Source organism: Streptomyces sp. NTD107 (genome assembly GCF_059510435.1).
Window position 1 is genome coordinate 530705 of sequence record NZ_JCAJZV010000002.1, and the last position, 25815, is coordinate 556519.

At 74.2% G+C, this 25815-nt stretch carries 25 protein-coding genes and 1 other RNA gene; 14 read left to right on the top strand and 12 right to left on the bottom strand.

Annotated features, from left to right (window positions below; translation table 11 throughout):
• The first annotated feature begins 313 nt into the window (after positions 1–313).
• The 3 genes from AC5WRL_RS06195 to AC5WRL_RS06205 are packed head-to-tail and all read left to right on the top strand — an operon-like array spanning position 314 to position 3254.
• Positions 314–523, top strand: a complete 210-nt coding sequence (locus tag AC5WRL_RS06195) for a hypothetical protein (protein ID WP_496087274.1) — start codon at positions 314–316, stop codon at positions 521–523.
• Positions 520–2781 (top strand): heavy metal translocating P-type ATPase, encoded by a 2262-nt coding sequence (locus tag AC5WRL_RS06200; RefSeq protein WP_496087275.1) that lies wholly within the window; start codon positions 520–522, stop codon positions 2779–2781. Before AC5WRL_RS06195 ends, AC5WRL_RS06200 begins: the two co-directional genes overlap by 4 nt.
• Positions 2782–2795: 14 nt before the next feature.
• Positions 2796–3254, top strand: a complete 459-nt coding sequence (locus AC5WRL_RS06205) for a copper chaperone PCu(A)C (RefSeq protein WP_496087276.1) — start codon at positions 2796–2798, stop codon at positions 3252–3254.
• A gap of 62 nt (positions 3255–3316) precedes the next feature.
• Here the strand turns inward: AC5WRL_RS06205 and AC5WRL_RS06210 are convergent, their stop codons facing one another.
• Together AC5WRL_RS06210 and AC5WRL_RS06215 are read right to left on the bottom strand one after the other, a co-directional pair.
• Positions 3317–3973, bottom strand: a complete 657-nt coding sequence (locus tag AC5WRL_RS06210; RefSeq protein ID WP_496087277.1) for a sigma-70 family RNA polymerase sigma factor — start codon at positions 3971–3973, stop codon at positions 3317–3319.
• A gap of 128 nt (positions 3974–4101) precedes the next feature.
• The gene (locus AC5WRL_RS06215; protein WP_496087278.1) at positions 4102–4848 is read right to left on the bottom strand and encodes a hypothetical protein; all 747 of its coding nucleotides are present in this window, start codon (positions 4846–4848) and stop codon (positions 4102–4104) included.
• A gap of 145 nt (positions 4849–4993) precedes the next feature.
• Between AC5WRL_RS06215 and AC5WRL_RS06220 the strand changes: the two genes are divergently transcribed.
• From AC5WRL_RS06220 to AC5WRL_RS06230, 3 genes are read left to right on the top strand one after another with little or no spacing between them, the layout of a single operon-like run.
• The gene (locus AC5WRL_RS06220) at positions 4994–6025 is read left to right on the top strand and encodes an ABC transporter substrate-binding protein (RefSeq protein WP_496087279.1); all 1032 of its coding nucleotides are present in this window, start codon (positions 4994–4996) and stop codon (positions 6023–6025) included.
• A 59-nt stretch (positions 6026–6084) separates the two neighbouring features.
• On the top strand, positions 6085–7053 hold the full coding sequence (locus AC5WRL_RS06225) for a FecCD family ABC transporter permease (RefSeq protein ID WP_496087280.1): 969 nt from the start codon (positions 6085–6087) through the stop codon (positions 7051–7053).
• The gene (locus AC5WRL_RS06230) at positions 7050–7847 is read left to right on the top strand and encodes an ABC transporter ATP-binding protein (RefSeq protein ID WP_496087281.1); all 798 of its coding nucleotides are present in this window, start codon (positions 7050–7052) and stop codon (positions 7845–7847) included. Before AC5WRL_RS06225 ends, AC5WRL_RS06230 begins: the two co-directional genes overlap by 4 nt.
• Before the next feature lie 86 nt (positions 7848–7933).
• Here AC5WRL_RS06230 and rnpB read toward each other — a convergent pair.
• Positions 7934–8342, bottom strand: an RNA gene (rnpB, locus tag AC5WRL_RS06235) — RNase P RNA component class A.
• A gap of 66 nt (positions 8343–8408) precedes the next feature.
• On the opposite strand from rnpB, the gene yaaA reads away from it, so the two are divergent.
• The gene (yaaA, locus tag AC5WRL_RS06240) at positions 8409–9185 is read left to right on the top strand and encodes a peroxide stress protein YaaA (RefSeq protein ID WP_496087282.1); all 777 of its coding nucleotides are present in this window, start codon (positions 8409–8411) and stop codon (positions 9183–9185) included.
• Between the two features lie 4 nt (positions 9186–9189).
• Here the strand turns inward: yaaA and AC5WRL_RS06245 are convergent, their stop codons facing one another.
• From AC5WRL_RS06245 to AC5WRL_RS06255, 3 genes are read right to left on the bottom strand one after another with little or no spacing between them, the layout of a single operon-like run.
• On the bottom strand, positions 9190–10425 hold the full coding sequence (locus tag AC5WRL_RS06245) for a bifunctional RNase H/acid phosphatase (RefSeq protein WP_496087283.1): 1236 nt from the start codon (positions 10423–10425) through the stop codon (positions 9190–9192).
• On the bottom strand, positions 10419–11165 hold the full coding sequence (locus AC5WRL_RS06250) for a zinc ribbon domain-containing protein (RefSeq protein ID WP_496087535.1): 747 nt from the start codon (positions 11163–11165) through the stop codon (positions 10419–10421). The genes AC5WRL_RS06245 and AC5WRL_RS06250 overlap by 7 nt, the downstream gene beginning before the upstream one ends.
• Positions 11162–12037 carry a Nif3-like dinuclear metal center hexameric protein gene (locus tag AC5WRL_RS06255; RefSeq protein ID WP_496087284.1) on the bottom strand — a complete coding sequence of 292 codons (876 nt, stop codon included), beginning with the start codon at positions 12035–12037 and terminating at the stop codon, positions 11162–11164. The genes AC5WRL_RS06250 and AC5WRL_RS06255 overlap by 4 nt, the downstream gene beginning before the upstream one ends.
• Positions 12038–12239: 202 nt before the next feature.
• Here AC5WRL_RS06255 and AC5WRL_RS06260 point away from each other — a divergent pair, with 202 nt between their 5' ends.
• From AC5WRL_RS06260 to AC5WRL_RS06270, 3 genes are all read left to right on the top strand, one after another.
• Positions 12240–13406, top strand: a complete 1167-nt coding sequence (locus tag AC5WRL_RS06260; protein ID WP_496087285.1) for a hypothetical protein — start codon at positions 12240–12242, stop codon at positions 13404–13406.
• A 117-nt stretch (positions 13407–13523) separates the two neighbouring features.
• Complete coding sequence (locus AC5WRL_RS06265) at positions 13524–14189, top strand: class I SAM-dependent methyltransferase (protein WP_496087286.1); 666 nt, start codon at positions 13524–13526, stop codon at positions 14187–14189.
• Positions 14190–14386: 197 nt separating this feature from the next.
• On the top strand, positions 14387–15199 hold the full coding sequence (locus AC5WRL_RS06270) for a DUF5336 domain-containing protein (protein ID WP_496087287.1): 813 nt from the start codon (positions 14387–14389) through the stop codon (positions 15197–15199).
• Positions 15200–15274: 75 nt separating this feature from the next.
• Here AC5WRL_RS06270 and AC5WRL_RS06275 read toward each other — a convergent pair whose 3' ends face one another.
• The 3 genes from AC5WRL_RS06275 to AC5WRL_RS06285 form a co-directional block, all read right to left on the bottom strand.
• Positions 15275–16318 carry a prenyltransferase gene (locus AC5WRL_RS06275; protein WP_496087536.1) on the bottom strand — a complete coding sequence of 348 codons (1044 nt, stop codon included), beginning with the start codon at positions 16316–16318 and terminating at the stop codon, positions 15275–15277.
• Between the two features lie 47 nt (positions 16319–16365).
• Positions 16366–17112 carry a class I SAM-dependent methyltransferase gene (locus AC5WRL_RS06280; protein WP_496087288.1) on the bottom strand — a complete coding sequence of 249 codons (747 nt, stop codon included), beginning with the start codon at positions 17110–17112 and terminating at the stop codon, positions 16366–16368.
• A gap of 68 nt (positions 17113–17180) precedes the next feature.
• Positions 17181–18476, bottom strand: a complete 1296-nt coding sequence (locus tag AC5WRL_RS06285; protein WP_496087289.1) for a glycosyltransferase family 4 protein — start codon at positions 18474–18476, stop codon at positions 17181–17183.
• A 202-nt stretch (positions 18477–18678) separates the two neighbouring features.
• Between AC5WRL_RS06285 and AC5WRL_RS06290 the strand changes: the two genes are divergently transcribed.
• The gene (locus AC5WRL_RS06290; RefSeq protein WP_496087290.1) at positions 18679–19998 is read left to right on the top strand and encodes an SCO2321 family membrane protein; all 1320 of its coding nucleotides are present in this window, start codon (positions 18679–18681) and stop codon (positions 19996–19998) included.
• A 1-nt stretch (position 19999) separates the two neighbouring features.
• Positions 20000–20617, top strand: coding sequence for an SCO2322 family protein (locus AC5WRL_RS06295; protein ID WP_496087291.1), 618 nt, complete (start codon positions 20000–20002; stop codon positions 20615–20617).
• 18 nt (positions 20618–20635) lie between these two features.
• On the opposite strand, the gene AC5WRL_RS06300 is transcribed toward AC5WRL_RS06295, so the two are convergent.
• Together AC5WRL_RS06300 and AC5WRL_RS06305 are read right to left on the bottom strand one after the other, a co-directional pair.
• Entirely contained in the window at positions 20636–20938 is a 303-nt protein-coding gene (locus tag AC5WRL_RS06300; protein ID WP_496087292.1) for a hypothetical protein, read from the bottom strand.
• 168 nt (positions 20939–21106) lie between these two features.
• Positions 21107–21895, bottom strand: coding sequence for a peptidoglycan-binding domain-containing protein (locus AC5WRL_RS06305; RefSeq protein WP_496087293.1), 789 nt, complete (start codon positions 21893–21895; stop codon positions 21107–21109).
• 330 nt (positions 21896–22225) lie between these two features.
• Here AC5WRL_RS06305 and AC5WRL_RS06310 point away from each other — a divergent pair, with 330 nt between their 5' ends.
• Together AC5WRL_RS06310 and AC5WRL_RS06315 are read left to right on the top strand one after the other, a co-directional pair.
• The gene (locus AC5WRL_RS06310) at positions 22226–24271 is read left to right on the top strand and encodes an MDR family MFS transporter (protein WP_496087294.1); all 2046 of its coding nucleotides are present in this window, start codon (positions 22226–22228) and stop codon (positions 24269–24271) included.
• Between the two features lie 142 nt (positions 24272–24413).
• Positions 24414–25109, top strand: a complete 696-nt coding sequence (locus AC5WRL_RS06315; protein WP_496087295.1) for an HAD-IA family hydrolase — start codon at positions 24414–24416, stop codon at positions 25107–25109.
• Here the strand turns inward: AC5WRL_RS06315 and AC5WRL_RS06320 are convergent.
• The gene (locus AC5WRL_RS06320) at positions 25088–25669 is read right to left on the bottom strand and encodes a TMEM165/GDT1 family protein (protein ID WP_496087296.1); all 582 of its coding nucleotides are present in this window, start codon (positions 25667–25669) and stop codon (positions 25088–25090) included. The genes AC5WRL_RS06315 and AC5WRL_RS06320 overlap by 22 nt on opposite strands.
• Positions 25670–25815 lie beyond the last annotated feature (146 nt).

The window sequence follows — 25815 nt, forward strand, 5'->3', positions numbered from 1 at the left end:
TGCGGAGAAGGGCGCCCGCAGCACACTCTCCACGCCACGATCCCCCCACGCCCGGTGGGCTGTCGGCACTGTGCGCGCTCGCAGGTGATCCGGCGAGCACGCACAGTGCCGACAGCCCGCCCGGGTGCGTACCAGGCGTAGCCGCGCGCCCCGGGCCGCCGCCGCCCCACCCGGTGCCCGGTTACCTCGTACGGGGGAAGGACGCCGGTCCGGGAACTATCGGCGGGCCCGGACCGACCCACGGCCGAGCCGGCAGGCCGCGCCGTACCCGGCCCCGCGTGCCGGCGATCCGTACGCCGATTCGAGATCGTCCATGACGCACCGCACTTCCGACCCCGCGCTGGTACGGCACGCCCCGTTCCTCGCCTTCGCCGCCCTGCTCGCGGCGCTCTTCTCCTTCGCCTACGCGGTCGGCGGCCAGCTCGGGCCCGTCGCCCCGGGTCTGCACCCCGGCGGTGGCGGCACGCCGGCATCCGTCGGTGACGGCACCGGCCACGGCCACGGCCACGGGGGCGAGCGATGACCGTGCCCACGGAACCGGGGCTGACCACGGATGTCGACATCACCGGCATGACCTGCGCGGCCTGCGTGGGCCGGGTCGAGCGCCGGCTCGCCAAGCTCCCCGGCGTCCGGGCGAGCGTCAACCTGGCCACCGGGCGCGCCCGGGTCACCCATCCCCCATCGGTGACGCCCGGGGAACTCCTGCGGCAGGTCGAGGCCGCGGGGTACGGGGCGGCGCTCGCCGCGGCCGAGCCGGCCGGACCCGCGACCGGGGACGACACCGGGGCCCAGACGCACCGACTGCTGGTCACCGCCGTGCTGTCGGTCCCGGTCATCGCCCTGTCCATGGTGCCGGCCTGGCAGTTCACCAACTGGCAGTGGCTGTGCCTGGTGCTCTCGGCGCCGGTCGTGGTGTGGGGGGCGGCGCCCTTCCACCGAGGGGCGCTGCGTGGTCTGCGGTACTCCACCGCGTCCATGGACTCGCTGGTCTCGCTGGGGGTGTCCGCCTCCTTCGGCTGGTCGCTGTACGCGCTCTTCCTCGGTGGCGCGGGGGCACCCGGCATGCGGATGCCGTTCAGTGTGCTGCCCACCGCCTCCGGTGAGGTGGCCCACATCTATCTGGAAGCGGCCGTGGCCGTCCCGCTGTTCGTGCTGACCGGGCGGGCCCTGGAACGGCGGGCCAAGGAGGGTACGGGGGCCGCACTGCGGGCCCTCGCCGAGCTGACACCCCGTGAGGTGCGGGTGGTCGGCGCGGACGGTACGGAGCGGGTGATCCCGCTGTCCGGGCTGACCGCCGGCGATCTCTTCACGGTCCGGCCGGGCGAACGCATCGCCGCCGACGGGGTGGTGGTGCACGGCCGGTCCGCGGTGGACTCCTCGCTGCTGACCGGGGAGAGCGAGCCGGTGGAGGTCGGCCCGGGGGCGGCGGTGCTCGGTGGTGCCGTCAACAGCGGCGGGATGCTCCGGGTCCGGGCCACGGCGGTCGGGGCGGAGGGACAGCTCGCGCGGATCGCCCGGCTGGTCGCCGACGCCCAGGCGGGCAAGGCGCGCGCCCAGCGGGTCGCCGACCGGGTGGCGGCCGGGTTCGTGCCCGCGGTCCTGGCGATCGCCGTCACCGTACTCGGGTTCTGGCTGGGCGCCGGGGCCGATCCGCAGGCGGCGCTGACCAGTTGCGTCGCGGTGCTGGTGGTGGCGTGCCCGTGCGCGCTGGGGCTGGCCACGCCCACCGCGCTGCTGGCGGCGACCGGACGCGGCGCCCAGCTGGGCGTGCTGGTGTCGGGGCCGCGCGCGCTGGAGGCGCTGCGCCGGGTGGACACCGTACTCCTGGACAAGACGGGCACCCTGACCACCGGCCGGATGTCGGTGGTCTCGTGTGTCCTGGCCGACGGAGTGCCCCTGCCGGAGCGGGAGGTGCTGCGGCTGGCGGCAGCCGCCGAGGCGGGCTCGGAGCATCCCCTCGCGCGGGCGGTCGGCGCGTACGCGGCACGGGTGGCCGGCGACATCCCGGCAGCCGGTGGCTTCGCCGCCGTACCGGGGCAGGGGGTCCGCGCGCGGGTGGCGGGGCGGCACGTCGAGGTGGGGACGGTTCCCGGCCCGCTTCCCGGGGAACTGGAGCGGGCGGTCCGGCGCGCCGAGAGCGAGGCGCTCACCCCGGTCACCGTGGTCATCGACGGTACGCCCACGGCGGTGCTGAGCGTCGGCGACGCCGTACGGGGCGGGGCGTACCGGGCGGTGGACCGGCTGCGGCGCATGGGGATGCGGCCCGTGCTGGCCACCGGCGACAGCGCGGGGCCGGCCCGGGCGGTGGCCGCCGAGCTGCGGATCGACGAGGTGCACACGCGCTGCACCCCCGAGGAAAAGGCCCGCCTGGTGCGCGGACTGCGGGCCGCCGGCCGCCGGGTCGCGGTGGTCGGGGACGGCGTCAATGACACGGTGGCCCTGGCGTCCGCCGATCTGGGGATCGCCATGGGCAGTGGTACGGACGCGGCCATCGGCGCGGCCGATGTCACCCTGGTGCGCGGCGATCTGGGCGCGCTGGCGGACGCCGCCGCGCTGGCCCGCCGCACGCTGTCCACCATCCGCGCCAATCTGGTGTGGGCCTTCGCCTACAACGCGGTGACCCTGCCGCTGGCCGCCACCGGATGGCTCAATCCCATGCTGGCCGCGGCGGCCATGTCGGTGAGTTCGCTGGTGGTGGTCCTCAACAGTCTGCGGCTGCGCGGCTGGTCGCCCGCCCCGGTGCGGCACGGCCGGCGCCCCCGCCCGGTCAGGTGCGCGTGATGGGGTGGCGGGGTGTGCTCCGTTCCGCGCTGGTGCCGGCTCTCACCGGGGTGCTCACGGTGGGTGGGCTGGCCTGCTGGGCGGCGGTCGGCGGTGCCGGTTCCCCGGCCGAGGTGGCCGTGGGTGAGGGACGGGTCTTCCTGCCCGTTCTGGACGCTCAGCGGGTCACCGGGGTCTTCTTCGACATCGGGAACACCGGAGGGTCGGACGACCGGCTGCTCGCGGTACGCAGTGACCGGGGCGCGGGGATGTTCTCCGACCGTGAGCTGTCCCGGGGCTCCGGCCGGATGATCATGATCGGGGAGATCGGGGTACCGGCCGGGCAGACCCTGGAGATGAGCCCGTTCACGCCCAACATCATGTTCACCCCCGACCGGCCGCTGCGGGAGGGCGAACAGATCGCCTTCACCCTGACGTTCCGCCGGGCGGGCGAGGTGACGGCGCTCGCCACGGTCACCCGACCCGGCAGCTGACGGGTGGCCACGGTGGGGCGGGAGGTGACCTACCCCCCGCCCCACCGGTCAGGCGTCAGGCGTCAGGCGGCGGCCGGCCGGTCGCGGTCCGCCGTGGCACCGGCCTCCTCGGCGTCCAGCAGCATCCGGGCCAGGTCGGCCCGGGCCCGTGAGACCCGGGAGCGGACCGTACCCAGCGGGCAGCCGCACACCGCCGCGACCTGCTGGTAGGACAGGCCCCACAGCTGGGTCAGCTCGAACACCTCCCGCCGGTCGGGCGCCAGCCGGCCCAGCAGGTCGCGCAGTGCCACGCCCTCGTCGAAGCCGGGCAGACCGTACGGCTGGCGGTGTTCGGCCGCCGCCTGCCAGTCCTCGGTGTCGGCCGGCCGGGGGCGCGCCGTCGCGCGGCGCACGCTGTCGACCACGGTCCGGCGGGCGATGGACAGCAGCCAGGTACGGGCGGAGGAGCGGCCCTCGAACCGGTGCAGGGCGGTCAGGGCGCGCAGCAAGGTCTCCTGCGCCAGGTCCTCGACGCTGTCGGTGTCGGGGGCGAGAAAGGCGATGAACCGCAGGACGTCCGGCTCGAACGCGGCGACGAAACGCGCCATGTCCGCCGGCTCGCCCGAACGCGCCGCCCGGACGGCGATACCGGTGCGGTCGGTGTCGGTGTAGGTGCCGGTGCCGGTGCCGGTGCCCGGTTCGGGGGCTGCGGCAGGGGGTTGCAAGGCAGCAGTGATCACGAGATGACCTCGTCACAAGTGAGGGAAGGTCCCGGTGGGGACCGTGGGGTACCGCCGGGCCGCCGTACGGCCCGGTCCGCCGCCGCCCGGCCCGCGTGGGGCCGGCGGCGGGTGATGCCCGCTGTCGGTCAGCCGACAGCCGGGGCGATCGGCGGACCCCTGGAGATCACCGAGTGCAGCAGCAGCCGCGTGCGCGGCCCGGGCGCCCGCACCAGCGGCGGGCGGGGGCGCTCGACGGTGTCCGGCACGTAGGTGAGCAGCAGCCGGACCAGGCGCAGCGGCGCCGCGAGCCAGGCGCCGAGCAGGGCGAGCAGCGTGAACGCCGCCCGCTCCCCGCGGGCGAGCCACAGCCCGGAGAGCACCGCCGCCAGCACGTGGACGGCGAGCATCCCCCAGGAGTTCAGCCCCGCCAGGGCGTGACCGGCGTGCAGCGCCTCGGTGCCGCCGCCCGCCGTGCCGTGCCCCATCGCGGCGTGGTCGTACGCCGCCGGGCCGAGCCCGGCCGCCGCCACGATGTCGGCCGCCGCCTCGGGCGACAGCGCGGGACGCGTGGTGTCGCCGCAGATCAGAGCGCGGGCCAGGTCCTGAACCGGGGTGGGCCCGGTGACGGCGCCCGAGGAGATCAACTGCCCGGTGGAGAGCAGGGTGTGCAGTACGGTCTGCACGCCGGTGGCCGCCACGGTGATGGCGAGCGGCCCGCGTTGCCGTCCCGCGCAGGCCCAGGCCGCGCCGGCCACCAGCAGCAGCGCGGCCGGCACGGCCGGCCAGGGAACGGCCGTACCGGACATGTACACGTGACCGGTCAGGGCGAGCACGACGCACACCCCGGCGAAGACACTCGCCCGGATGGCCCGTACCGCCCCGCCTGGTCGCATAGTGCGCTCATCGTCGCACCGGCGGAACCGGCCCCCGGCGTCGGGCCTGCCGTACGGCCGGGAACCCGGCGCCGCTCCCGTCCGACCCTGATGACGGTGCGCGTCCCGCCACCGGCGATGCCCCTGTTCCGATCGGGAGTCCTGAATGAAGCGAAACCCCTCCGCCCTCGCCTGGACGGCGGCGCTGTGCCTGCTGGCGACGGCGTGCGGCGGGTCCGGCGCGGCCGGCTCCGACGCGTCGGGCGCGCCGCCCGATGTCGCCGAGGGCTATCCCGTGACCGTCGAGAACTGCGGTGTGGAGCAGACCTTCGACCGGCCGCCGGAGCGGGTGGTGGTCATGAACGGGGCCTCGGTGGCGGAGGTGTCCGCGCTGCTCGCCCTCGGCCTCGGTGATCGCGTCGTGGTCAACCAGCAGTCGTACGGGATGTCCGAGGTGCCGGGCCGGGCCGAGGCGATCGCGGCGCTGCCGACCGGTGACATCGAGATCAACGACGCCTGGGACATCCCCCGGGAGGCGATGCTCGCGCAGCGGCCGGACTTCGTGATGTCCACCACCTCGTACGGCTTCGACGCCACCAACGGCTTCGCCACCCGCGAGGAGCTGGCGCGGGTGGACGCGCGCACGTACATCTCACCGCCGGGCTGCGAGGACGACATCGCGGACTCGACGATCGAGGACAGCTACACCATGCTGCGCGAACTCGGCACGATCTTCGGGGTCAGCGAGCGCGCCGAGGAGCTGATCGCCGACTCCCGGGAACGTATCGCCGCAGTCGGGGAAGCGCTGGGCGGGCGGGAGGGCCCCAAGGTCATGGTGGTGTTCTCCAACATGTCGATGGGCACGAACGACTTCAGCTCGATCGCGGCGAACGGCATCTACAACGACATCCTGGCCAAGGCCGGCGGCAGCAACGCGTTCGCCGACGTCACCGAGGGTGCCTTCGCCGACCTCAGCAAGGAGACGGTCGCCGCCACCGACATCGACGCCCTCGTCGTCGTCAGCTTCAACGACCCCGACCCGGCCGCGTACGCCGAAGAACTGCTTGAGGAGTTTCCCCAGTGGCCCGCCGCCCGGAACGCCGCCCACACAGTGCTGTCGGACTCGATCTACCTCGGCCCCAGCAACGCGGAGGCGGTGGAGCGGATCGCCCGGCTGCTGCACCCCGACGCCTTCTGAGCCGCCGTCTGCCGCCGGCATCGCTCCTCGTCCTCCTGCTGGGGCTGCTCGCGGGCGCCATGATCCTGGCGATCAGCGTCGGCGCGGTGACGGTTCCGGCCGGGGAGGTGTGGCGGGTGGTCTGGGCCCGGCTGACCGGGTCCTCACCGGTGTCCGACCCGGTGACGGAGCAGATCGTCTGGGAGTTCCGCACCCCGCGCGTCCTGCTGGCGGCCGTGGCGGGGGCGGGGCTCGCGATCGCCGGGGCCACGCTCCAGGCGGTGGTGGCCAACCCGCTGGCGGACCCGACGGTTCTCGGCTTCACGCACGGCGCGTCGCTGGGGGCGGTGATCGCCATCACCGCCGCCTCCGGGGCGGCGCTGGGCGGCATCGGGGTCTCCACGGCGGCGTTCGCCGGGGCGCTGGCGGCCGGGGCGCTGGTCTTCGCGCTGGGCCGGAAGGCCGGACGGATGACCCCCACCCGGCTGGTGCTGTCGGGCGTCGCCGTCGGCTATCTCCTGCTGGCGGCCACGAGTTATCTGCAACTGCGGGCCACCCCGACCGAACTGCGCGGCGTCATGTTCTGGATGCTGGGCAGCGTCGCCGGCGCGCAGTGGGGGCAACTGCCGGTCGTCGCGGCGGTGGTCGGCGCCGGCACCGTGGTGCTGACCCTGTGCGGCGGGCGGCTGAACGCGCTCCTGACCGGCGACGAGTCGGCGACCTCGCTCGGGGTGGACGTCCACCGGCTGCGCGGCTTCCTGCTGGTGTGTTCCGCCCTGCTCACCGGTACGGTCATCGCGGTCGCGGGCGGCGTCGGCTTCGTCGGCCTGATGATCCCGCATCTCGTCCGGCTGGCCACCGGCCCGGACCACCGCCGCCTCATCCCGCTGTCCGCCGTCACCGGGGCGCTCTACCTGGTCCTGGTCGACCTGCTCTCCCGCACCCTCAACCGGCCCGGCGAACTGCCCCTCGGCATCCTCACCGCACTCCTCGGTGCCCCGTTCTTCCTGTGGCTCCTGCGCCGCAACCAGCAACTGGACCTGCCATGAAACTCGTCATCGACCACCTCCGGGTCACCCTCGGCGGCACCGCGATCGTGGACGGCGTGGACCTGGAGGTGCCGCCGGGCACCGTCCTGGGTCTGGTCGGGCCCAACGGCAGCGGCAAGTCCACTCTCCTGCGGGCCATCTACCGCTCGGCCCGCCCGGAGAGGGGCACCGTACGGGTCGGCGAGGACGACGTGTGGCGGCTCACCGCCCGGCAGTCCGCGCGCCGTACCGCCGCCGTGCTCCAGGACCGGGACGGCGGCGGGGCCGGCGCTCTGACGGTGGCCGAGATCGTCGCGCTGGGGCGCACCCCGCACCACGGCGTCCGGGACCGGGCCGGCGAACACGACCGGCGGACGGTGGCGGCGGCGATGGCCCGTACGGGGGTGGCCGGCTTCGCCGGCCGGGAGCTCGCTTCCCTGTCCGGCGGCGAACGCCAGCGGGTGCTGCTGGCCCGGGCGCTGGCGCAGGAACCGCGGCTGCTGGTGCTGGACGAGATCACCAACCACCTCGACATCCGGGCCCGTTTCGAACTGCTCGCGCTCGTCCGGGGCACGGGGATCACGACGGTGGCCGTCCTCCACGACCTCGATCTGGCGGCCCGCTTCTGCGACCGGCTGATCGTGCTGCACCGGGGCCGGGTGCACACCGCCGGCCCAGTGCTTGACGTCCTCACCCCCGACACCCTGGCCACCGTCTTCCGGATAGCCGCCCGCACGGATCATCACCCCGACGGCGTCATCCGCGTCACCTACGCGGCCGACCCCCTCGACACCGCCGCCGCTCCGCCCGGCTGAGGCCGGGGGCAGCGCCGGTGCGGACCCGGCCGGGCGCGGGAAAGGGCCCCCTGGCGGGGCGTTGTGGCCGGGCGGGGCGGGGACGGCAGACGAGTCGGCTGTACGCCGGGTTCTGTTCCCGTCCCCGAGGGGGCGGGTGGCGGTCATCCATCTAGGGTTGCCGTCGCCGGCAACCTCAAGCGGTCTACCCGCGGACTCGGGCGGGCAGCCCTCGAACGTCCGCGCGAGGCCATCCGTGGATGGCCCCTTCTTGACCTTGCTCCGGGTGGGGTTTACCGAGCCGGCCGGGTCACCCCGGTCGCTGGTGGTCTCTTACACCACCGTTTCACCCTTACCGGATGCCGTTCGCACGGCTCCGGCGGTCTGTTTTCTGTGGCACTGTCCCGTGGGTCGCCCCAGGTAGGCGTTACCTACCACCCTGCCCTGTGGAGCCCGGACGTTCCTCGGCGGCATCCAGCCGGAACCGGATACCAACGCGACCGCCCGCACGACTCGTCTGCCGCGTCTCCCAGCTTACCCGGCGTACCCTGCTGCTTTGCGTCCAGTTTGAGGAGGGGCCCCGTGCTCGTACTGCTGCCGCCGTCCGAGGGGAAGGCTGCCGGGCCCGCGCGGGGCGAGCCGGTGCGGCTGGAGGCGCTGGCGCTGCCCGGGCTGCGGGCGGCCCGCGAGACGGTGCTGAACGAGCTGATCGACCTGTGTGCCGCCGATCAGGAGAAGGCCAGGGCCGTTCTCGGGCTCGGGGAGCGGCTGGCCGGGGAGGTCGGCAAGAACGCCGCGCTGCGTACCGCGCCCGCCGTGCCCGCCGGGGAGGTGTACACCGGGGTGCTGTACGACGCGCTCGCGCTCGGTTCGCTCGATCCGGCGGCCCGGCGGCGGGCCGCCGACGCGCTGCTGGTGTTCTCCGGGCTGTGGGGCGCGCTGCGCGTCGATGACCGCATCCCGTCCTACCGGTGCGGCGCCGGGGTCAAGCTGCCCGGGCTCGGCGGGCTGGCCGGGTACTGGCGTACGCCCCTGGCCCAGGCCCTGCCGGCCGCCGCCGGGGCGGCCGGCGGCCCGCTGCTCGATCTGCGCTCGGCCGCCTACCGCGCGATGTGGAAGCCGGCCGGCGAACTGGCCGCGCGCACCGTGACGGTACGGGTGCTGCACGGCCCGACCCGTACCGTCGTCAGTCACTTCAACAAGGCCACCAAGGGCCGGCTGGTGCGCGGGCTCCTCACCGCCGGTGAACTGCCGCGCACCCTGCCCGAGTTGACGGGCGCGCTGCGCGACCTCGGCTACACCGTGGAGCGGCCGGGCGGCGACGACCGGCAGCTCGACATCGTGGTCGACGCGGTCTGACGCCTCAGCGCCAGGCCGGCGCCGCCGCGTACGGGCCGACCGCGCCCGCCGTGGCGGCGGCGGTGCGCAGATGCGAGGTGTCGTTGAACAGCCGCACCGAGGTGTGGCCGTCGCCGTAGTACGTCACCGCCGACAGCGCCGCCGGGGAGAGTTCCATCCGGAACATCGCCTCGGTCGGCGCGCCCAGCGCCAGCCGCAGCAGCGACTTGATCGGTGTGACGTGCGAGACCAGCAGCACCGTGCGGCCCGCGTACCGGGCGATGATCTTGTCGCGGGCCAGTGCCGTACGCCGCGCCACCGCCGCGAAGCTCTCCCCGCCACCGGTGGGTTCGGCCTGTGCCGAGGACATCCAGCGCGCCAGGTCCTCCGGGTGCCGCTCGTTGACCTCGGCGAAGGTCAGGCCCTCCCAGGCCGCGAAGTCCGTCTCGCGCAGCCCCGCCTCGACCCGTACGCCGAGCCCGAGCCGGTCGGCGACGGCCTGCGCCGTCTGCCGGCAGCGGCGCAGCGGGGAGCTGACGATCGCCTCGATGTGCCGGCCCTGCGGGGCCTGCGCCAGAGCGACCGCCGCCGCCTCGGCCTGCCGCAGCCCGGCCGGGGCCAGCTCGGGGTCGGCGTCGCCGGTGCTGCCGCTGCCGCTGAACCGCTTCTCGCGGGTCAGCGCCGTCTCCCCGTGCCGCAGCAGCACGAAGGTGGTGCCGGCGCCCGGCTCCTTGCCCCAGCCGACGACCGGGGTGGCGGTGGGTTCCGGCCGGTCGCGCGGGGCGGGTTCGGCGGTGAGCGCCTTCGACTCGGAGGGCTGCCAGGCGCGGCCCCTGGCCGCCGCGTCCATGGCCTCGTTCGCCAGCCGGTCGGCGTGCTTGTTGCGCTCGCGCGGCATCCACTCGTAGCGCACGGCGGATGCCGGGAAGATGTCCCGCGCCTCCATGGCCAGTGGCCGCATGTCGGGGTGCTTGATCTTCCAGCGCCCGGACATCTGCTCCACGACCAGCTTGGAGTCCATCCGCACCAGGACGGTGGCGTCCGGGTCCAGGGTGTGCGCCGCGCGCAGCCCGGCGATCAGACCCCGGTACTCGGCCACGTTGTTGGTGGCCTTCCCGATCGACTCGGCGGTCTCGGCGAGGACTTCGCCGCTGGCGGCGTCCAGCACCAGCGCCCCGTAGCCGGCCGGGCCCGGGTTGCCCCGGGAGCCGCCGTCGGCCTCGACGACGAACCGGCGGGCGGCCCCTCCAGCGGCTACCACAGGCCGGACTCGGGGGTACGGACCAGGATCCGGGTGCAGTTCTCGCACCGCACGACCTCGTCGGCGGCGGCGGCCCGCACCTCGTTCAGCTCGGTGATGTCCAGCTCAAGGCGGCAGCCCTCGCAGCGCCGCTGGTACAGCCGGGCCGCGCCCAGTCCGCCCTGCTTCTCCCGCAGCTTGTCGTACAGCTTCAGCAGGTCCGCCGGGACATCGGCGGCCACCCGCCCGCGGTCCCCCCGGACGGTCTCCTCCTCGGTGCCGATCCCGTTCAGCGCCTCGTCGCGGCGCTCGACCAGTTCGGTCTCCCTGGTCTCCAGGGTGGTGACGGCGGCGGCGAGTTCGGTGGCGCGGGCCTCGGCGGCCTCCTGCCGCTCCATGACCTCCAGGACGACGTTCTCCAGGTCGTCCTGCCGGCGGGCGAGGGAGGCGATCTCGCTCTGCAACCCCGCCAGGTCCTTGGGGTTGGAGACCAGGCCGGAGTCGAGCCGCTCCTGGTCGCGGGCGGCCCGCTTGCGTACCTGGTCCACGTCGGCCTCGGCCTTGGCCTGCTCGCGGGCGGTGTCGCTGCTCTCGGTGCGGGCGGCCACCAGCAGCGAGCGCTGCTGGGTCAGGTCGCCCTCCAGGGCGCGGATCTCGGCGTGCTCGGGGAGATTCTTGCGCTGGTGGGCGAGCTGGGTGAGCCGGACGTCCAGGGCCTGGACGTCGAGCAGCCGGATCTGATCGACGGGCGAGGCTTTCAGTTGGGGGCTCCCGGGGTGGTGTTGGGGTGGACGGTGGATGAGGCGTGGGTGGTCCACGGGTCGGTGACCCGGCGGGAGACGTGCGTGCGCAGCCCCCAGCCGTGGCGTTCGGATACCGCGTCCAGCTGGGCGGCGGCCTGCTCGCACCAGGGCCACTCGGTGGCCCAGTGGGCTGCGTCGACCAGGGTCAGCCCGGTGTGTTCACGCGCTTCGGAGGCGGGGTGGTGCCGCAGATCGGCGGTGAGGTACGCGTCGACGCCGGCCGCCCGTACCGCCGCGAACAGGCTGTCGCCGCTGCCGCCGCACACCGCGACGGTACGGATCGGGCGGTCGGGGCCGGCCGCCGGGTCGGCGGCGACGCGGATGCCCTGCGCGGTGGCGGGCAGCCGCTCGGCGGCGTAGCGGGCGAACTCGGCGGGGGTCAGCGGCCGGTCGAGCGCGCAGATCCGGCCCAGGCCGCGCCGCCCGGCCGGGTCGGTGGGGTCGGGGATCAGCGGCCCGGTGACGCGCAGATCGAGGGCGCCGGCGAGGGCGTCGGAGACCCCGGGGTCGGCGCGGTCGGCGTTGGTGTGCGCCACGTGGAGCGCCACGTCGTGCTTGATCAGCCGGTGGATCACCCGGCCCTTGAAGCTGTCGGCGGCTACGGTGGTGGTACCGCGCAGATACAGGGGGTGGTGGGTGATGAGCAGTTGGGCGCCGCGTTCGATCGCCTCGTCCGCGACCTCGCGCACCGGGTCGACGGCGAACAGCACGCGGGAGACGGGGGCCCCGGGATCGCCGCAGACCAGGCCGGTGGCGTCCCAGTCCTCGGCCAGCGCGGGGGGCCACAGGGCGTCGAGCGCGGAGATGACATCGGAGAGTACGGGCGGCACGCGCTCAGGCTACCGGGCCGGGCGCCCGCTCGGTTTCCGGTGCGGTCCGGCCCCCGCCCGGCCCGTGCGCACCCGGATGCACATCAGCCCCAGGTTGATCTTGGATTCGCTGCTGCGTCACCCTTATGCGTGAAGCGGAGCACGACGGGTTGTTCGGTCGGCGTGCGAAATCTACCGTCCTGGCCTGGAGGTGAGCGATTTCATGTTGGCGATCGCGGCGGACGGTTCGTACGCCGCCCGGCTCGTACGGGCCCCGGGTGGGGCCGATGACGCCTGGTACGCGGAGCGCTGGACGCTGAACGGCCCCGAGCCGTACGCCGTTCCGCTGCCCGCCGGACAGCCGGAGGAACCGGACAGCCCGGTGCGGGCGCTCGCGGACGGCCGGGTGCTGATCGCCCGGCAGGCGGATGGCCGGCACCATCTGACGCTGCTGTATCCGTCGGGGCCCGAGACCGGGGAACTGCCGCTGGGCGCCGTGGAGTCGGGGGGTGCCCCGCTGCGGCTGCTGCCGCCCGCCCCGGACGGCGCCCGGGTGTACGCGCTGGTGCCGGACGAGGCGGCCGGCGAGAGCGCGCTGTGGCTGGTGTGCGGCGGGGCGTTCGGCCCGGAGCTGGTGACCCGGCTGCCGGGGCGGTGCTCCGGCGGTGCCTGGCTGGACGCGGGCGGGCGGCTGCTGGCCCTGGACCGTACCGATCCGGCGACCGGCCACACCCGCACGGTGACCGTGGATGTGGAGACCGGCGGGCCGCCGGCCGAACTGCTGCGGATCACCGAGCACAGCAACGACCGGCTGCTGATGGCCGATGCCGACAGCGGGCTGCTGATCGTGGTCTCGGACGCGCCGGGTGAGGACCGCATCGGGTGGGGGGTGCTGGGCAGCCGGCTGCCGGTGCGCTTCCCCGAGGCGCTGCATCCGGACGGGGTGACGATAAGACCGTTTGCGGTGCAGCCGGGGCAGATGCTGACGCCGGAGGCGTGCGCGGTGGCGCTGGAGCTGTCGGCGCCGGAGGTCGGCGCCCGGTGGGTGGCGGTGTGGCGGGCGCAGCAGCGGGAGGTGCAGCCGATAGCGGCACCGGAGGGCTGGCTGCCCGGTGTCGGGCGGTGGACGGCGGCCGGTGAGCTGCTGCTGCCGTATGTGACGCAGGAGTCGCCATGCGGGCTGGCGCGGGTGGCGGTGGCGGTGCCCGAGCCGCAGCCGTTGCGGCCGGCGCCGGAGGCGGCGGTGCCGGCGCCGGGGCCGGAGCCCGAGCCCGAGCCCGCACCGGTGCCGGTGGAGCCCGGTCCGCTCCCGGTGTCCGCGGGGGTGGCGTCGATGGGCATCACCAAGCCGGTGCCGCTGGGTCAGTCCCCGCTGGCCCGTACCCACTGAGTCCGCTGCCGCTGCCCCCGACCCCGGACCCCCGGGGCATGGATGTCGGCCGGATAGGGCAGCATGGTGCCCACGGACGGCTCGCGGGGACGGGCTACGGGGACCGTAGGGGGCGACATGGCCGAGGCCGGGGCCGCGGACACCAGCGGCATCTTTGAACACTTCGCACGGGCCAGGGGCTTCATGCCGCTGGACGAGGGCCGGGCGCTGCACCGCGCCGCGCTGGACGCCGCCCGCGACAGCGGGCTGCCGCTGCTGGAGATCGGCAGCTACTGCGGCCGTTCCACACTGCTGCTGGCGGACGCGGCACGGGCGGCCGGTACGGTCGCGGTCACCGTGGACCACCACCGGGGCAGCGAGGAGCAGCAGCCGGGCGAGGAGTACCACGATCCGGCGACCGCCGACCCGGCCGCTCCGGGGCGGATGGACACGCTGCCGCTGTTCCGGCGCACGCTGGCCGAGGCCGGGGTGGAGGACGATGTCGTCGCGGTGGTGGGCGGTTCGGCGCGGGCCGCTTCGGTGCTGCGGGGCGGGCGGTTCGGCCTGGTGTTCATCGACGGCGGGCACTCCGACGCGCAGGCGGCGGAGGACTACGAAAGCTGGGTGCCGCTGCTGGTGGTGGGCGGGCTGCTGGTCATCCACGATGTCTTCCCCGACCCGGCGGACGGCGGGCAGGCGCCGTTCCGGATCTGGCGGCGGGCGGTGGACTCGGGCGCGTTCGCACAGGGCGCCGGGTGCCGTTCGCTGCGGGTCCTGCGGCGGACCGTTCCCGACCGCGTCTGAGCGGCGGGACGAACGTTCTCGGCGGACGATGTTCGGACGCTGTGGGGAAAGTCACGACAACATCACAAGCGTGCCGTCTGGGAAACAGATCAGCCCACCCCACGGACCGGCGGCGGGGTTCATCCGTACGATGGGCCCGCCTAGTGTCTGACCAGACCATGACCACGAGACACCGACAAGACGACGAAGGATCTGATGTGAACAACCGCTCACTCAACCGGGGCGACGCTGGAGTGATCGGAGCAGCGGTCCTGCTCTTCATCGCCTCGTTTCTCAACCTGTACGAGTACGGGGGCTCCGAGTACGGCGGCTCCGAGGGCGTCAACGCCTGGGAGTCCGACTTCTTCCCGGCGCTGCCCTCGATCTACCTGGCCGGCATCATCGGCGGCGCGCTGATCGTCGGCTCGCGCTTCCTGCCGCAGCAGGACCGCGAGTTCGCCGGTCTCAAGCTGGGCCAGTGGGGCATCGCGCTGTCGGTGACCTCGTTCTGGGCCGCGTTCTGGACCATGACGGGTGGCCCCGGTGGCCTCGACAAGGGCGTGGGCTTCGTGCTCGCGTTCATCGCCACCCTGCTCCTGGCCGCGACCGCCATCGCCACCCCCCTGGTCCCCGCGCTCCAGCTGCCGCTGGTGCCGGCCGGTGGCCCCAAGGCCGTGCCCGGCATGGGACAGCCGCAGCCGTACGGTGCGCAGCCCGGTCAGCCGCAGCCCGGTTACGGGTACCCCGGCCCGGGTGTGCAGCAGCAGTACGGGGCGTCGCAGCCCGGCGTGAGTGCCGTGCAGCAGCCGGGTGCGCCGGCCGCCGCCGATCCGAACTTCCAGCCGTTCTGGTTCGCGGTGCCCGCCACCCGCCCGCTGTACGACGAGAACGGTTCCCCCACCCCGGTGGCCGAACTGGCGCCGGGCACCTGGTACCTGGCCGTCGAGCAGCGCGGTCAGGCGCTGGTCGCGCAGACCCAGGACGGCCGGCGCGGCGTGCTCCAGGACACCTCCGGGATCCAGCGCGGCTGAGTCGGGCCGGTAGGTCTGGCAGCACGGGACACACGAGGGCGGCGGGCCGGAGACGGCCCGCCGCCCTCCGTCGTGTCAGGGGGCGCCGCGTCCGCAGCACTCCGTGGTCTCCAGGCCCCGGGGCAGCCCGGCGCCCCCGAACACCGCGCCCGTCGCCGGGTCCCCGGTGAGCGCGGCCACCGCGAGCAGGACGGATCCGGCCGTCCAGGCGGTACGTTCCCGGGGCCAGATGGTCTTGTCGGCGTACACATACCCGGTCCAGTACAGCCCGTCCGGCGCCCGCAGATGGCCGATCCAGCGCAGTACGCGGGCGGCCCGCTCCCGGTCCCCCGCCGCCCACAGGGCCAGCGCCAGTTCGGCGCTCTCACCGCCGGTCACCCACGGGTTGGTGGCCACGCACCGTACCCCGAGCCCTTCGACCACGAACTCCGCCCAGCGGGCGTCGATCCGGGCCAGGGCCTGCGGCCCGCGCAGCGCGCCCGCGAGCACCGGGTAGTACCAGTCCATCGAGTAGCTCGACTTGTCGAGAAAGTCCCCGGGGTGCCGCCGCAGCGCGTGGCCCAGCCGTCCGGTGGCCAGCTCCCAGTCCGGCTGCGGGTCCTCCCGCAGTTCGGCGAGCGCCAGCGCGCAGCGCAGCGCCTGGTGGATGGAGGAGCAGCCGGTGAGCAGCGCCCCTTCGGACGCGCTGCCGTCCGGGTCGCGGCGCCAGCCGATCTCGCCGCCCTCCCGCTGAAGTTCGAGGACGAACTCGACGGCCGCGTACACCACCGGCCACATCCGGTCCCGGAACTCCTCGTCCCCGGTGGCGAGATAGTGGTGCAGGACGCCGACCGCCACATAGGCGCAGAAGTTGGTCTCCTTGCCCCGGTCGGTGGGCCGGGCGGCGTCGCCGTCGGCGTACGCGGCGTACCAGGAGCCGTCGGGCAGTTGGTGGCGGGCCAGCCAGTGGTACGCGGCGGCGGCGCGCCGGTGTTCGCCGGCCGCGTCCAGGGCCATGGCGGCCTCGATGTGGTCCCAGGGGTCCAGGTGGTGCCCCCGGAACCAGGGTATGGCGCCGTCCGTGCGCTGGATGCCGGCGATCGCGGCGGCGGTGGCGGCGGCCTGCTCGGCGGTGAACACCCCGGGCAGGACCAGCCGTTCGGTGCCGTGGCCGGTGTCATTCCCCCTCACGCGCGCACCTGCCGCCGCACCTGCTGCCGCTGCCGGGGCTTGGTCGCGTACACCACGAAGCTCTTGCCGATCAGCGGATTGAGCACGTCCTCGGCGATCTTGGTCACCAGCGGCTTCTTCATGATGTCCCAGACCAGCAGTCTGTGGTACGCGCGCACCGGCAGCGCCTTGTCGTTGTCCACGCCGAAGGCGCACTTGAGCCACCAGTACGGCGAGTGCAGGGCGTGCGCCCAGTGGCTGCCGTACGGGCGCAGGCCGGCTTCCCTGATGCGGCTGAGGAGTTGACGCGGCCGGTAGATGCGGATGTGGCCGCCCTCGACCTGGTGGTACGCGTCGCTGAGCGCCCAGCACACCCGCTCGGGGCCGTACCGGGGCACGGTGACCGCGATCCGCCCGCCGGGTTTGAGGACCCGGACCAGCTCCGCGAGCGCGCCCTTGTCGTCGGGGATGTGCTCCATCACCTCGGAGATGATGACGGCGTCGAAGGTGTCGTCGGGGAAGGGCAGCGCGAAGGCGTCGCCCTCGATGGCGACGGCGCTCGCCCCGGGGGGTGCCTCGCCGGCCTCCCGCATGGCGGCGAGCCAGCCCGCGACCGTACGGACTTCCCCGCCGTCGCGGTCCAGTGCGACGACGTGGGCGCCGCGCCGGTAACACTCGAAGGCGTGCCGTCCCGCGCCACAGCCCAGATCCAGGACCCGATCGCCCGGGGCGAGCGGAAAGCGGGTGAAGTCCACGGTCAGCACCGGGCGGCTCCTTGTGTTGTTGCTCTGTACTGGTCGGTCCCGGATCCGGATCAGGAGGTGGACCGGGATCAGGCGGGGAGGGCGGCGGCGCGGTAGCGCTCGACGGTGCCGATGGCGGCCTGCCGCCAGGTGAACCGGGCCAGCACCCGTTCCCGCCCGGCGGCGCCGATCCGGGCCCGCAGTTCGCGGTCGGCCAGCAGCCGGCCGAGGGCGGCGGCCAGCGCTCCGGCGTCGCCGGGCGGCACGGCCAGACAGGTCTCGCCGTCCGGGCCCGCCACCTCCGGGATGGCGCCGCCGGTGGTGGCCACCAGCGGGGTGCCGGTGGCCATGGCCTCGGCGGCGGGCAGCGAGAACCCCTCGTACAGGGAGGGGACGGCGGCGATCTGCGCGCCGCGCAGCAGATCGCCCAGCTCGGCGTCGCTGATGCCCTTGACGAACTCCACCGCCCCGCCGCCGCTGCCGCCTTCGAAGCCGAACCGTTCCATGGCCTCCGCGACCGGGCCGCCGGGCTGCGGGCGGGAGCCGACCACCACCAGGTGGGCGCCGGGGTGTTCGGTACGGAGCTTGGCGAGCGCCTCGATGAGATGGACCAGGCCCTTGAGCGGCACGTCGGCGCTGGAGGTGGTGACGATCCGGCCGGGGATCTCGGGGATCGCCGGGTCGGGGTGGAAGACGCGGGTGTCGGCGCCGATGGGGACCACCCGCACCCGCTCGGGGCGCACCCCGAGGTCGTCGATGATCTGCTGCCGGGAGGAGCCGGAGACGGTGACGATGGACGGCAGCCGGCGGGCGACCCGCTTCTGCATCCGGGTGAACCCGTACCAGCGGCGCAGCGACATGCGGCGCCCCCGGGTGGGGGCGGCGGCCAGCTCCAGGCGGCGGTCCACGGTGATGGGGTGGTGGATGGTGGTGACCAGCGGCAGCCCGAGCCGTCCCGGCAGGCCCAGCAGGCCGTAGCCGAGGGTCTGGTTGTCGTGCACCACGTCGAAGTCGCCGCGCCGGGCGGCGAGGGCGCGGCGGGCGCGCAGCGAGAAGGTGAGCGGTTCGGGGAAGCCGCCGGTGCGCATGGTGGCGACTTCGAGGCGGTCGATCCAGTCGCGGTACTCGTCGCGTCCCGGGGTGCGGAACGGGTCGGGCTGCCGGTAGAGGTCCAGGCTGGGCAGCGGGGTGAAGGTGACGCCGGCGCCGAGGGAGTCGAGTACGGGGTAGGGCTGGGCGCCCATGACCTCGACCCGGTGGCCCAGGGCGGCGAGTTCGCGGGAGAGGTGCCGTACGTACACACCTTGGCCGCCGCAGAACGGATTGCCCTTGTAGGTGAGCAGCGCGATTCTCAGTGGGCGGTCGATGCCAGCCTCTGCGGTCACGCCCGGCCCCCTCGGTCAAGCGGCTACTCATGGGTAAGTCAGCAGGTTCCGAAGAAAGATAGCCTGCCCCGCCGGGGCGGTCGGTTGCCGGGGAAGGTGATGAACACCACGTGGCGCGGGGTGTGGTGGCGAGACGGGCGGGAAAGTGGCGGAAACCGGGCGGATAGAGTGGGCCGACCGTCCGCAGAAAGGCATAGCGCACATGCATCTCCCGCGCCGTGGCGCCCTGGCCCTGGCCGGCGCCGCCGTGATCGTCCTGGCCGCCCCCCTCGGTGCGGTGGCCGCGCCCGCTGCGGACGACGCCCTGCCGGACGCGCTGTTCGGCTCGGCGGACCCGCAGTACGACGGAGTGTGGCGGCAGTCCATCGCGCTGCTCGCGCAGGACGCGGCGGGCTACACGCCGGCCCCGGAGGCGGTGGACTGGCTGGTGGGGCAGCAGTGCGCCGACGGCTCGTTCCTGGCCTACCGGGCCGACCCGGAGCGCGAGCCGTGCGCGGATGTGACGCTGGCCGACTCCAACGCGACGGCGCTGGCCGTCCAGGCGCTGGCGGCGCTGGGCGGGCAGGACGAGGCGGTCGGCGACGCGGTGAGCTGGCTGCGCGGGGTGCAGAACGCGGACGGCGGCTGGAGCTACAACCCGGGCCAGGCGAGCGACGCCAGCTCCACGGCGGTGGTGATCGGCGCGCTGGTGGCGGCGGGTTCGGACCCGGCGGAGGTGACCCGGGGGGGCGCCGGCGGCTACGACGCGCTGGGCGCGCTGCAACTGGGCTGCACGGCGCCGGTGAACGGCGGGCGCGGCGGCTTCGCCTGGCAGCCGGACCCGGGCTCCGGTGAGCTGGTGGTGAACGACGCGGCGACGGTGGACGTGGTGCTGGCGCTCCAGGGCGCGGGCCTGCTGGTGACCCCGGACGCGGCGGCGGCCGAGGACGGCACGGGCGGGGGCGGTGAGTCCGGCGGGGCCGGTGACCCGGACACCGCGCCGGTCGCGCTGGAGTGCGACGGCGACCGGCCGGCCGCCGAACCGACCCCGGCCACCTGGGCGGCGGCGGGCGCCGCGTACCTCACCGCCCGGCTCGACGCCGGCGACCAGCACCTGGTGACGGCCTTCCCCGGCGCCGAGGAGCAGCCGGACTTCGGCTCGACCGCCCGCACGGTGATCGCCCTGGCGGCGGCCGGGCAGACCCGGGCGGCGCAGGACGTACTGAGCTGGCTGCGCGAACACCACGGCGACTGGGCGGACTACGCGTCGAACCCGGCGGCGGTGGGCACCCTGGTGCTGGCCGCGCACGCGGTCGGCGCGCCGCCGGAGAGCTTCGGCGGCACGGATCTGATCGGCGAACTGTCGCTGCTCGGCCCGGCCCCGGAGGGCGCGGGACCGGCCACCGACCCGGCGTCGGCCACCGAGGACGGCGGCTCGGGCTCGCTGGTGTGGGTGCTGGTGATCGGGCTGGCCATCGGCGTGGGCATCGGGGTGTTTGTGAGCGTGCGGCGCAAGGCGGCGCCGAAGAAGGCGGCCGAGTAGGGTGCGCCGCGTCCTGGGGCTGTCCGCCGCGCTGCTGCTTCTGGTGTGCCTGCCCGCGAAGGCGTGGGCGGCGAGTTACGCGTACTGGTCGTTCTGGCAGTGGGACGCGGGCTCCGGCGGCTGGGCGTACGCGACGCAGGGGCCGGGCACGGCGCGGGTCGCCGGGGGCGAGGTGGTCGGCTTCCACTTCACGACGAGCGAGAGCGCCACGGCGCCGCCGGGCGAACCGCGCGGGGCGACGGACTTCGCGGAGATCTGCCCGGGCGAGCCGGGCGGGGTGGCGGTGGTGATCGACTTCGGCACGGCGGACGGCGCCCCGGCGGCCCGGACGGCGTGCGCGACCCAGGCTGCCGGTACGACGGCGGCCACCGCCCTGGCGGAGGTGGCCGCCCCGCTGCGCTACGCGTCGGACGGCCTGCTGTGCGGGATCGCCGGTTACCCCGCCACCGGCTGCGGCGAACCCACGGAGACGGCGGCCACCGACCCGGCGGCCGGCACCGGGACGGACGACGGAGCCTCGCTGCTCCCCACCATCGCCACCCTGTCGGCGGTGGCGGCCCTGGCCGTCTCGGCCCTGTGGCACAACCGCCGCCGCCGCACGAACCGCGACGGCTCATAGCACCGCCCCGGCGCCGGTTCAGGGCCGGGCCCGGCGCTCGGCCCTCCAGGTCACGAGCTGTCCCAGCGGCACATCGGGGATCTTCCGCCACGCCTTCGGCCGCCGCGACAGGATCCGCTCCAGCGCGTCGGTGTCGGTCCCTGGGCGGGCGCCCGCCCAGGCCGCCAAGGCGGTGTGCTCGTGCCGCCGATTGGCGCTGTTGACGGCCCGCTTGTTCTCGCGGATGCGCTTGCGGGAGCCCTTGTCGCTTTGGCCGTAGCCGTTGCGCCGGTCCTTGAGATAGCTCAGCCGCTTCTTCTCCTGCGGTGACTTCCGCTCCATGACCGTCTGCCCTCCCAGTGGTGCCAGGTCGGCTCTTTTGGATCTTGGTGGATCAGGCCGCGTCGTCGGATGCGGTGCATCGCAAGGCGCCGGGGTCCCCCGGCCTTCGGCCGGGAGGTGCCCCCGGCAGCCGGCGGCGCGGCCCCGCGAAGGCCCGAATGGGACGACCTAGACGGAGGTGTAGAACTCCAGGCTGCGGCGGGTGTTCACGCCGTAGACGCCCCATTCGTCGCCCTGGACTCCGTAGGCGACCTGGAAGCGGGCCACCGATTCGCGGGTCTTCTCGTCGAAGGTGCCGTGGGCCGTGCCGTCGTAGAGCCAGCCCAGCTGGATCAGGCGCCGCTGGAGCTCCACCACCTGGGCTCCGGTGTCGCCCTCGCGCAGGATGCCGCCCGGTGGGTCGGGGGAGGGCAGTGGCTCGTACGGCGGGGGCGGGGCCTCCGCCGTGTCGTCGCCGGGTGGCGGGGGCTGCTCGGGGGGCGGCGGTGGGTCGCTGGGGGCGGCGGCCGACGGGGGCTGGGGTTCGGGGTCGGGTTCGGGATCTGGTTCCGGCTCGGGGTCGGGTTCGGGCTGGTCGGTGAGGTCGGCGATCGGTTCGGCGGACGGTGACGGGCCGGGCAGCGGGCCGTACTGCCGCCGGTCCGGGTCGTCGGGCGTGATGCCGCCGTCCGGCAGGGGGTCGCCGTCCGGGAGGGAGATCGTCGGGCCTTCTCCGTCCTTCTCCAGCGCCTCGTTGGTGCGGCTCTGGGTGCCCATCAGGGAGGCGGCCAGGGCCGAGCAGCCCACCACGGCAGCGGCCATGGCCCCGCCGGCCGCCACCACCACCCGCCCGCGCTGCTTGGGCTTGCGGTGGGCGCCCGTGGCCACCTCGCGGGTGTCGGGGGTCGCCTGGAGCGGCACGCGTACCAGCTGTCGCGGCGGCCGGGGCGGCGGTGTGTCGGCCGAAAACAGCGCCACATCGGCCGGATCCGGACCGGTTGCGGAGGGCGATACGGGGCGTGACAGCGAGTGGGTGAGGCACTCGCAGGTCGGCTCTCCATGGGGATCCGCCGGACGTCCGCATATCAGGCAGTCGGCGTCCTGGGACATCGCGCCACCCTTCCCGGTCGATTGGCAGCGATTATGCACCACCCGTACGAGTGATGTCCGGTGCTCGTTCAACAAGCCAGCACCCGGAATAGCGGACAAGATGGTGCAGAACGAATCGAACACCGTAGCTGTCTGTTACATCCATTCATATGTCCGTGCCCCAAAGCGGACCCAACCCGCCAGGAGGCGACGCCCCGTATGACGGCGCAGCCCGCGACACCGGCCGAGGCCGGCCCCCCGCCCCCGCCCGAGGAGCCGGGCGAGCGCTCCCGCGCCGGCCTGTGGCTGTCCATGGGCGCCCTGATGCTCGGGCTGTTTCTGGCCGCCCTCGACCAGACGATCGTCGCCACCGCCCTGCCCACCATCGTCAGTGATCTGGGCGGGCTCAATCACCTCTCCTGGGTGGTCACCGCCTATCTGCTGGCCTCCACCGCCGGCACCCCGCTGTGGGGCAAGCTCGGCGACCAGTGGGGCCGCAAGCGGCTGTTCCAGTGCGCCATCGTCATCTTCCTGATCGGGTCGGCGCTGTGCGGCGTGGCCCAGAACATGGGCGAGCTGATCGCCTTCCGGTTCTTCCAGGGGCTGGGCGGCGGTGGTCTGATCGCGCTGTCGATGGCGATCGTCGGCGACCTCGTACCGCCCCGGGACCGGGGCCGTTATCAGGGCCTGTTCGGCGCGGTCTTCGGCGCCACCAGCGTGCTGGGCCCGCTGCTCGGCGGCTTCTTCGTGGACCGGCTCTCGTGGCGCTGGGTCTTCTACATCAATGTGCCCTTCGGCGTGCTGGCCCTGCTGGTGATCGCCACGGTGCTGCACATCCCGGCCCGCAGGCTGCGCCACACCATCGACTACGCGGGCACCGCGCTGATCGCCGCCGTCGCCACCTGCCTGGTGCTGATCGCCTCACTCGGCGGCTCCACCTGGGCCTGGGCCTCGTGGCAGATCGCCGCGGTGGCGGTGCTCGGCGTCGGCTGCCTGGTGCTGTTCATCCGGGTCGAGGGCCGGGCCGCCGAACCCGTGCTGCCGCTGTCCCTGTTCACCATCCGCACGTTCTCGCTGTGCTGCGCGATCGCGTTCATCGTGGGCTTCGCGATGTTCGCCGCGATCACCTATCTGCCGACCTTCCTCCAGGTGGTGCACGGCATCTCGCCGACCCTGTCCGGGGTGCATCTGCTGCCGATGGTGCTCGGGCTGCTCTTCACCTCGACGCTGTCCGGGCAGCTGATCAGCCACACCGGACACTGGAAGATCTATCCGATCATCGGTACGGCGGTCACCGCGCTCGGCCTGTTCCTCCTGCACAACCTCAGCCCCAGCAGCGGCACCTGGGAGATGAGCCTGTACTTCGTCATCTTCGGCATGGGCATCGGCGGCGTCCTCCAGGTGATGGTGCTGGCCGTCCAGAACGCCGTCGGGTACGAGAACCTCGGCGTCGGCACCGCCGGGGTGACCTTCTTCCGCTCCATCGGCGCCGCCTTCGGCGTGGCCGTCTTCGGCACCATCTTCACCCGGCTGCTCAGCGACAAGCTCAGCGCCGACCTGCGCTCCGTCCCGCTGCCGCCCGGCGTCAGCCACGACTCCCTGCTGCACGACCCGCGCGGCATCGCCCTGCTCCCCGGTCCGCTGCGCGCCAACGTCCTGCACTCGTACTCCTCCGCCATCACCAGCGTCTTCCTGTACGCGGTGCCGGTGCTGGCGATCGGCTTCGTGCTCGCCTGGCTGCTGCGCGAGGAGCCGCTGCGGCGCAGCGTGCAGGCCCCGGACGCGGGCCAGACGGTGCCGCCCACCCCGGTGGTGCGCTCCTCGCGCGACGAGTGCACCCGCGCGCTGTCGAAGCTGGCGAGTTACGCGGGCAAGCGCGAGGTGTACGAGAACGTCGCCCGCCGCGCCGGGGTCGGGCTCGAACCGGCGGCCTGCTGGCTGCTGCTGCGCATCCACCGCGAGGGCACGGCCGAGCCGGCGCTGCTCGCCGACCGGCACGGCGTCCCGCTCGATGTCATCAGCCGGGCCGCCCGCACCCTGGAGGAGCGCGGCGACGTGGTACGGGAGGGGCTTGAGCTGCACGCGACGGAGCGGGGCCGGGCCACCACGGCGCTGCTGGTCAGCGCCCAGGAGGAGGAGCTGGCCTCGCTGCTCGGCGACTGGTGGGCGCCGGGCCGGCCGCACGATCTGGAGGTGCTGGTACGGGAGCTGTCGGCGGAGCTGGGCGCGGCGAACGGCGACTGGCCGGGGGGTGAACATCGGTAGCGGTGCGGGGGCGGGCTGGCGGTGACCGGCCCTCGTTTTGTATCGTGGCAAAACAAAGTGGTTCCGCCCGCTCCCCGACCTTGCGGGCGGGGCCACTCTGGTTGACTTTCTTCCCGCGTCTGCCGTTTGGAGCGCCACCGCGATGCCGACCGCCGTACTGACCACCCGCGCCCTGCTGTTGGACATGGACGGCACCCTGGTCGACTCGGACGCGGTGGTGGAACGGGTATGGCGCGCGTGGGCCGACGAACACGGCGTGCCGTTCGAACGGGTCCTCGAAGTGGTCCACGGGAGGCAGGCGTACTCCACCATGGCGGCGCTGCTGCCCGAGCGCCCGATGGAGCTGAACCACGCCGACAACGCCCGGATGCTGGCCGCCGAGACCAGCGATGTCGAGGGCGTCGTGCCGATCCCCGGCGCGCACCGCTTCCTGACCGCCCTGGAGACCGGCCGCGTACCGCACGCCCTGGTCACCTCGGCCGATGTCGCGCTCGCCACCGCCCGGATGACGGCGGCCGGGCTGCGCATCCCCGCGACCCGGATCACCGCCGAGTCGGTCAGCGCCAGCAAGCCGGACCCCGAGGGCTTCCTCAAGGGCGCCGCCGAACTGGGCGTGGACCCGGCCGACTGCGTCGTGTTCGAGGACTCGGCGGCCGGCATCACGGCCGGCCTGGCCGCCGGGATGCGGGTGGTGGGGATCGGCCCCCGGGCCGCCGCCCTCGGGCCGACCGTGGCCGTACCCACCCTGGAGCAGGTGACGGTCGACCCGCTGCCCGGCGGTGCGGGCCTGACCCTCACCCTCCGCGTGGCGCAGACTCAGCCGACGATGGCCTCGTAGAAGCTCCACGCCGCCAGCGCCAGCATCACGCACGCCGCGACCCGGGTGATCAGCCGCATCGGCACCCGCTTGAGCAGCGCCCGGCCGCCCAGGATGCCGATCCCGGCCACCGCGCACAGCGCCGCGAACGCGCCGACCCCGACCGACAGCCAATCGTGGTACCGAGCCGCCAGGTTGGCGGTCATGATCTGGGTGAGATCGCCGAACTCGGCGACCAGGATGAGCGTGAAGCCGCTGCCGGCGACCTTCCAGAAGGACGCGTTCGCCGGCTCCTTGACCTCCTCGCCCTCCTCCGCCTCGCTGCGCAGCAGATAGATGCCACCGCCCAGGAACAGCAGCCCGACCACCGCCTGGAGCGGGCGGTGGGGCAGCAGGGTGAGGACGGAGCCGGCCGCCACCGCCAGCACCACATGAAGGGCGAAGGCGGCGGCGACCCCGGCGAAGACGTACGAGGCACGGAAGCGGGTGCCCAGCAACAGACCGGCCAGCGCCGTCTTGTCGGGCAGTTCGGCCAGGAAGATCACACCGAAGACAACGGCGGCGGTGGACAGAGAGAACACGGGGATTCCTCGTTGCTGTGAATCGGGACGGGCCGACGGCCGCCGTACCGAGGAATCCGCGGGAAGAGCGCACGCTTCGGCACGGCAGCGTCATGGACACTGCTGGCCGAAGGTCTCGCTGGCGGAACATCACACATCCGCTCCGG

Excerpts from the sequence above, each read along its gene's own strand:
- AC5WRL_RS06225 (WP_496087280.1), top strand. The coding sequence starts at position 6,085 with ATGATCCTGGCGATCAGCGTCGGCGCGGTGACGGTTCCGGCCGGGGAG.
- AC5WRL_RS06290 (WP_496087290.1), top strand. The coding sequence starts at position 18,679 with ATGCATCTCCCGCGCCGTGGCGCCCTGGCCCTGGCCGGCGCCGCCGTG.
- AC5WRL_RS06230 (WP_496087281.1), top strand. The coding sequence starts at position 7,050 with ATGAAACTCGTCATCGACCACCTCCGGGTCACCCTCGGCGGCACCGCG.
- AC5WRL_RS06200 (WP_496087275.1), top strand. The coding sequence starts at position 520 with ATGACCGTGCCCACGGAACCGGGGCTGACCACGGATGTCGACATCACC.
- AC5WRL_RS06315 (WP_496087295.1), top strand. The coding sequence starts at position 24,414 with ATGCCGACCGCCGTACTGACCACCCGCGCCCTGCTGTTGGACATGGAC.
- AC5WRL_RS06300 (WP_496087292.1), bottom strand. The coding sequence starts at position 20,938 with ATGGAGCGGAAGTCACCGCAGGAGAAGAAGCGGCTGAGCTATCTCAAG.
- AC5WRL_RS06260 (WP_496087285.1), top strand. The coding sequence starts at position 12,240 with ATGTTGGCGATCGCGGCGGACGGTTCGTACGCCGCCCGGCTCGTACGG.
- AC5WRL_RS06265 (WP_496087286.1), top strand. The coding sequence starts at position 13,524 with ATGGCCGAGGCCGGGGCCGCGGACACCAGCGGCATCTTTGAACACTTC.
- AC5WRL_RS06195 (WP_496087274.1), top strand. The coding sequence starts at position 314 with ATGACGCACCGCACTTCCGACCCCGCGCTGGTACGGCACGCCCCGTTC.
- AC5WRL_RS06310 (WP_496087294.1), top strand. The coding sequence starts at position 22,226 with ATGACGGCGCAGCCCGCGACACCGGCCGAGGCCGGCCCCCCGCCCCCG.
- AC5WRL_RS06215 (WP_496087278.1), bottom strand. The coding sequence starts at position 4,848 with ATGCGACCAGGCGGGGCGGTACGGGCCATCCGGGCGAGTGTCTTCGCC.
- AC5WRL_RS06220 (WP_496087279.1), top strand. The coding sequence starts at position 4,994 with ATGAAGCGAAACCCCTCCGCCCTCGCCTGGACGGCGGCGCTGTGCCTG.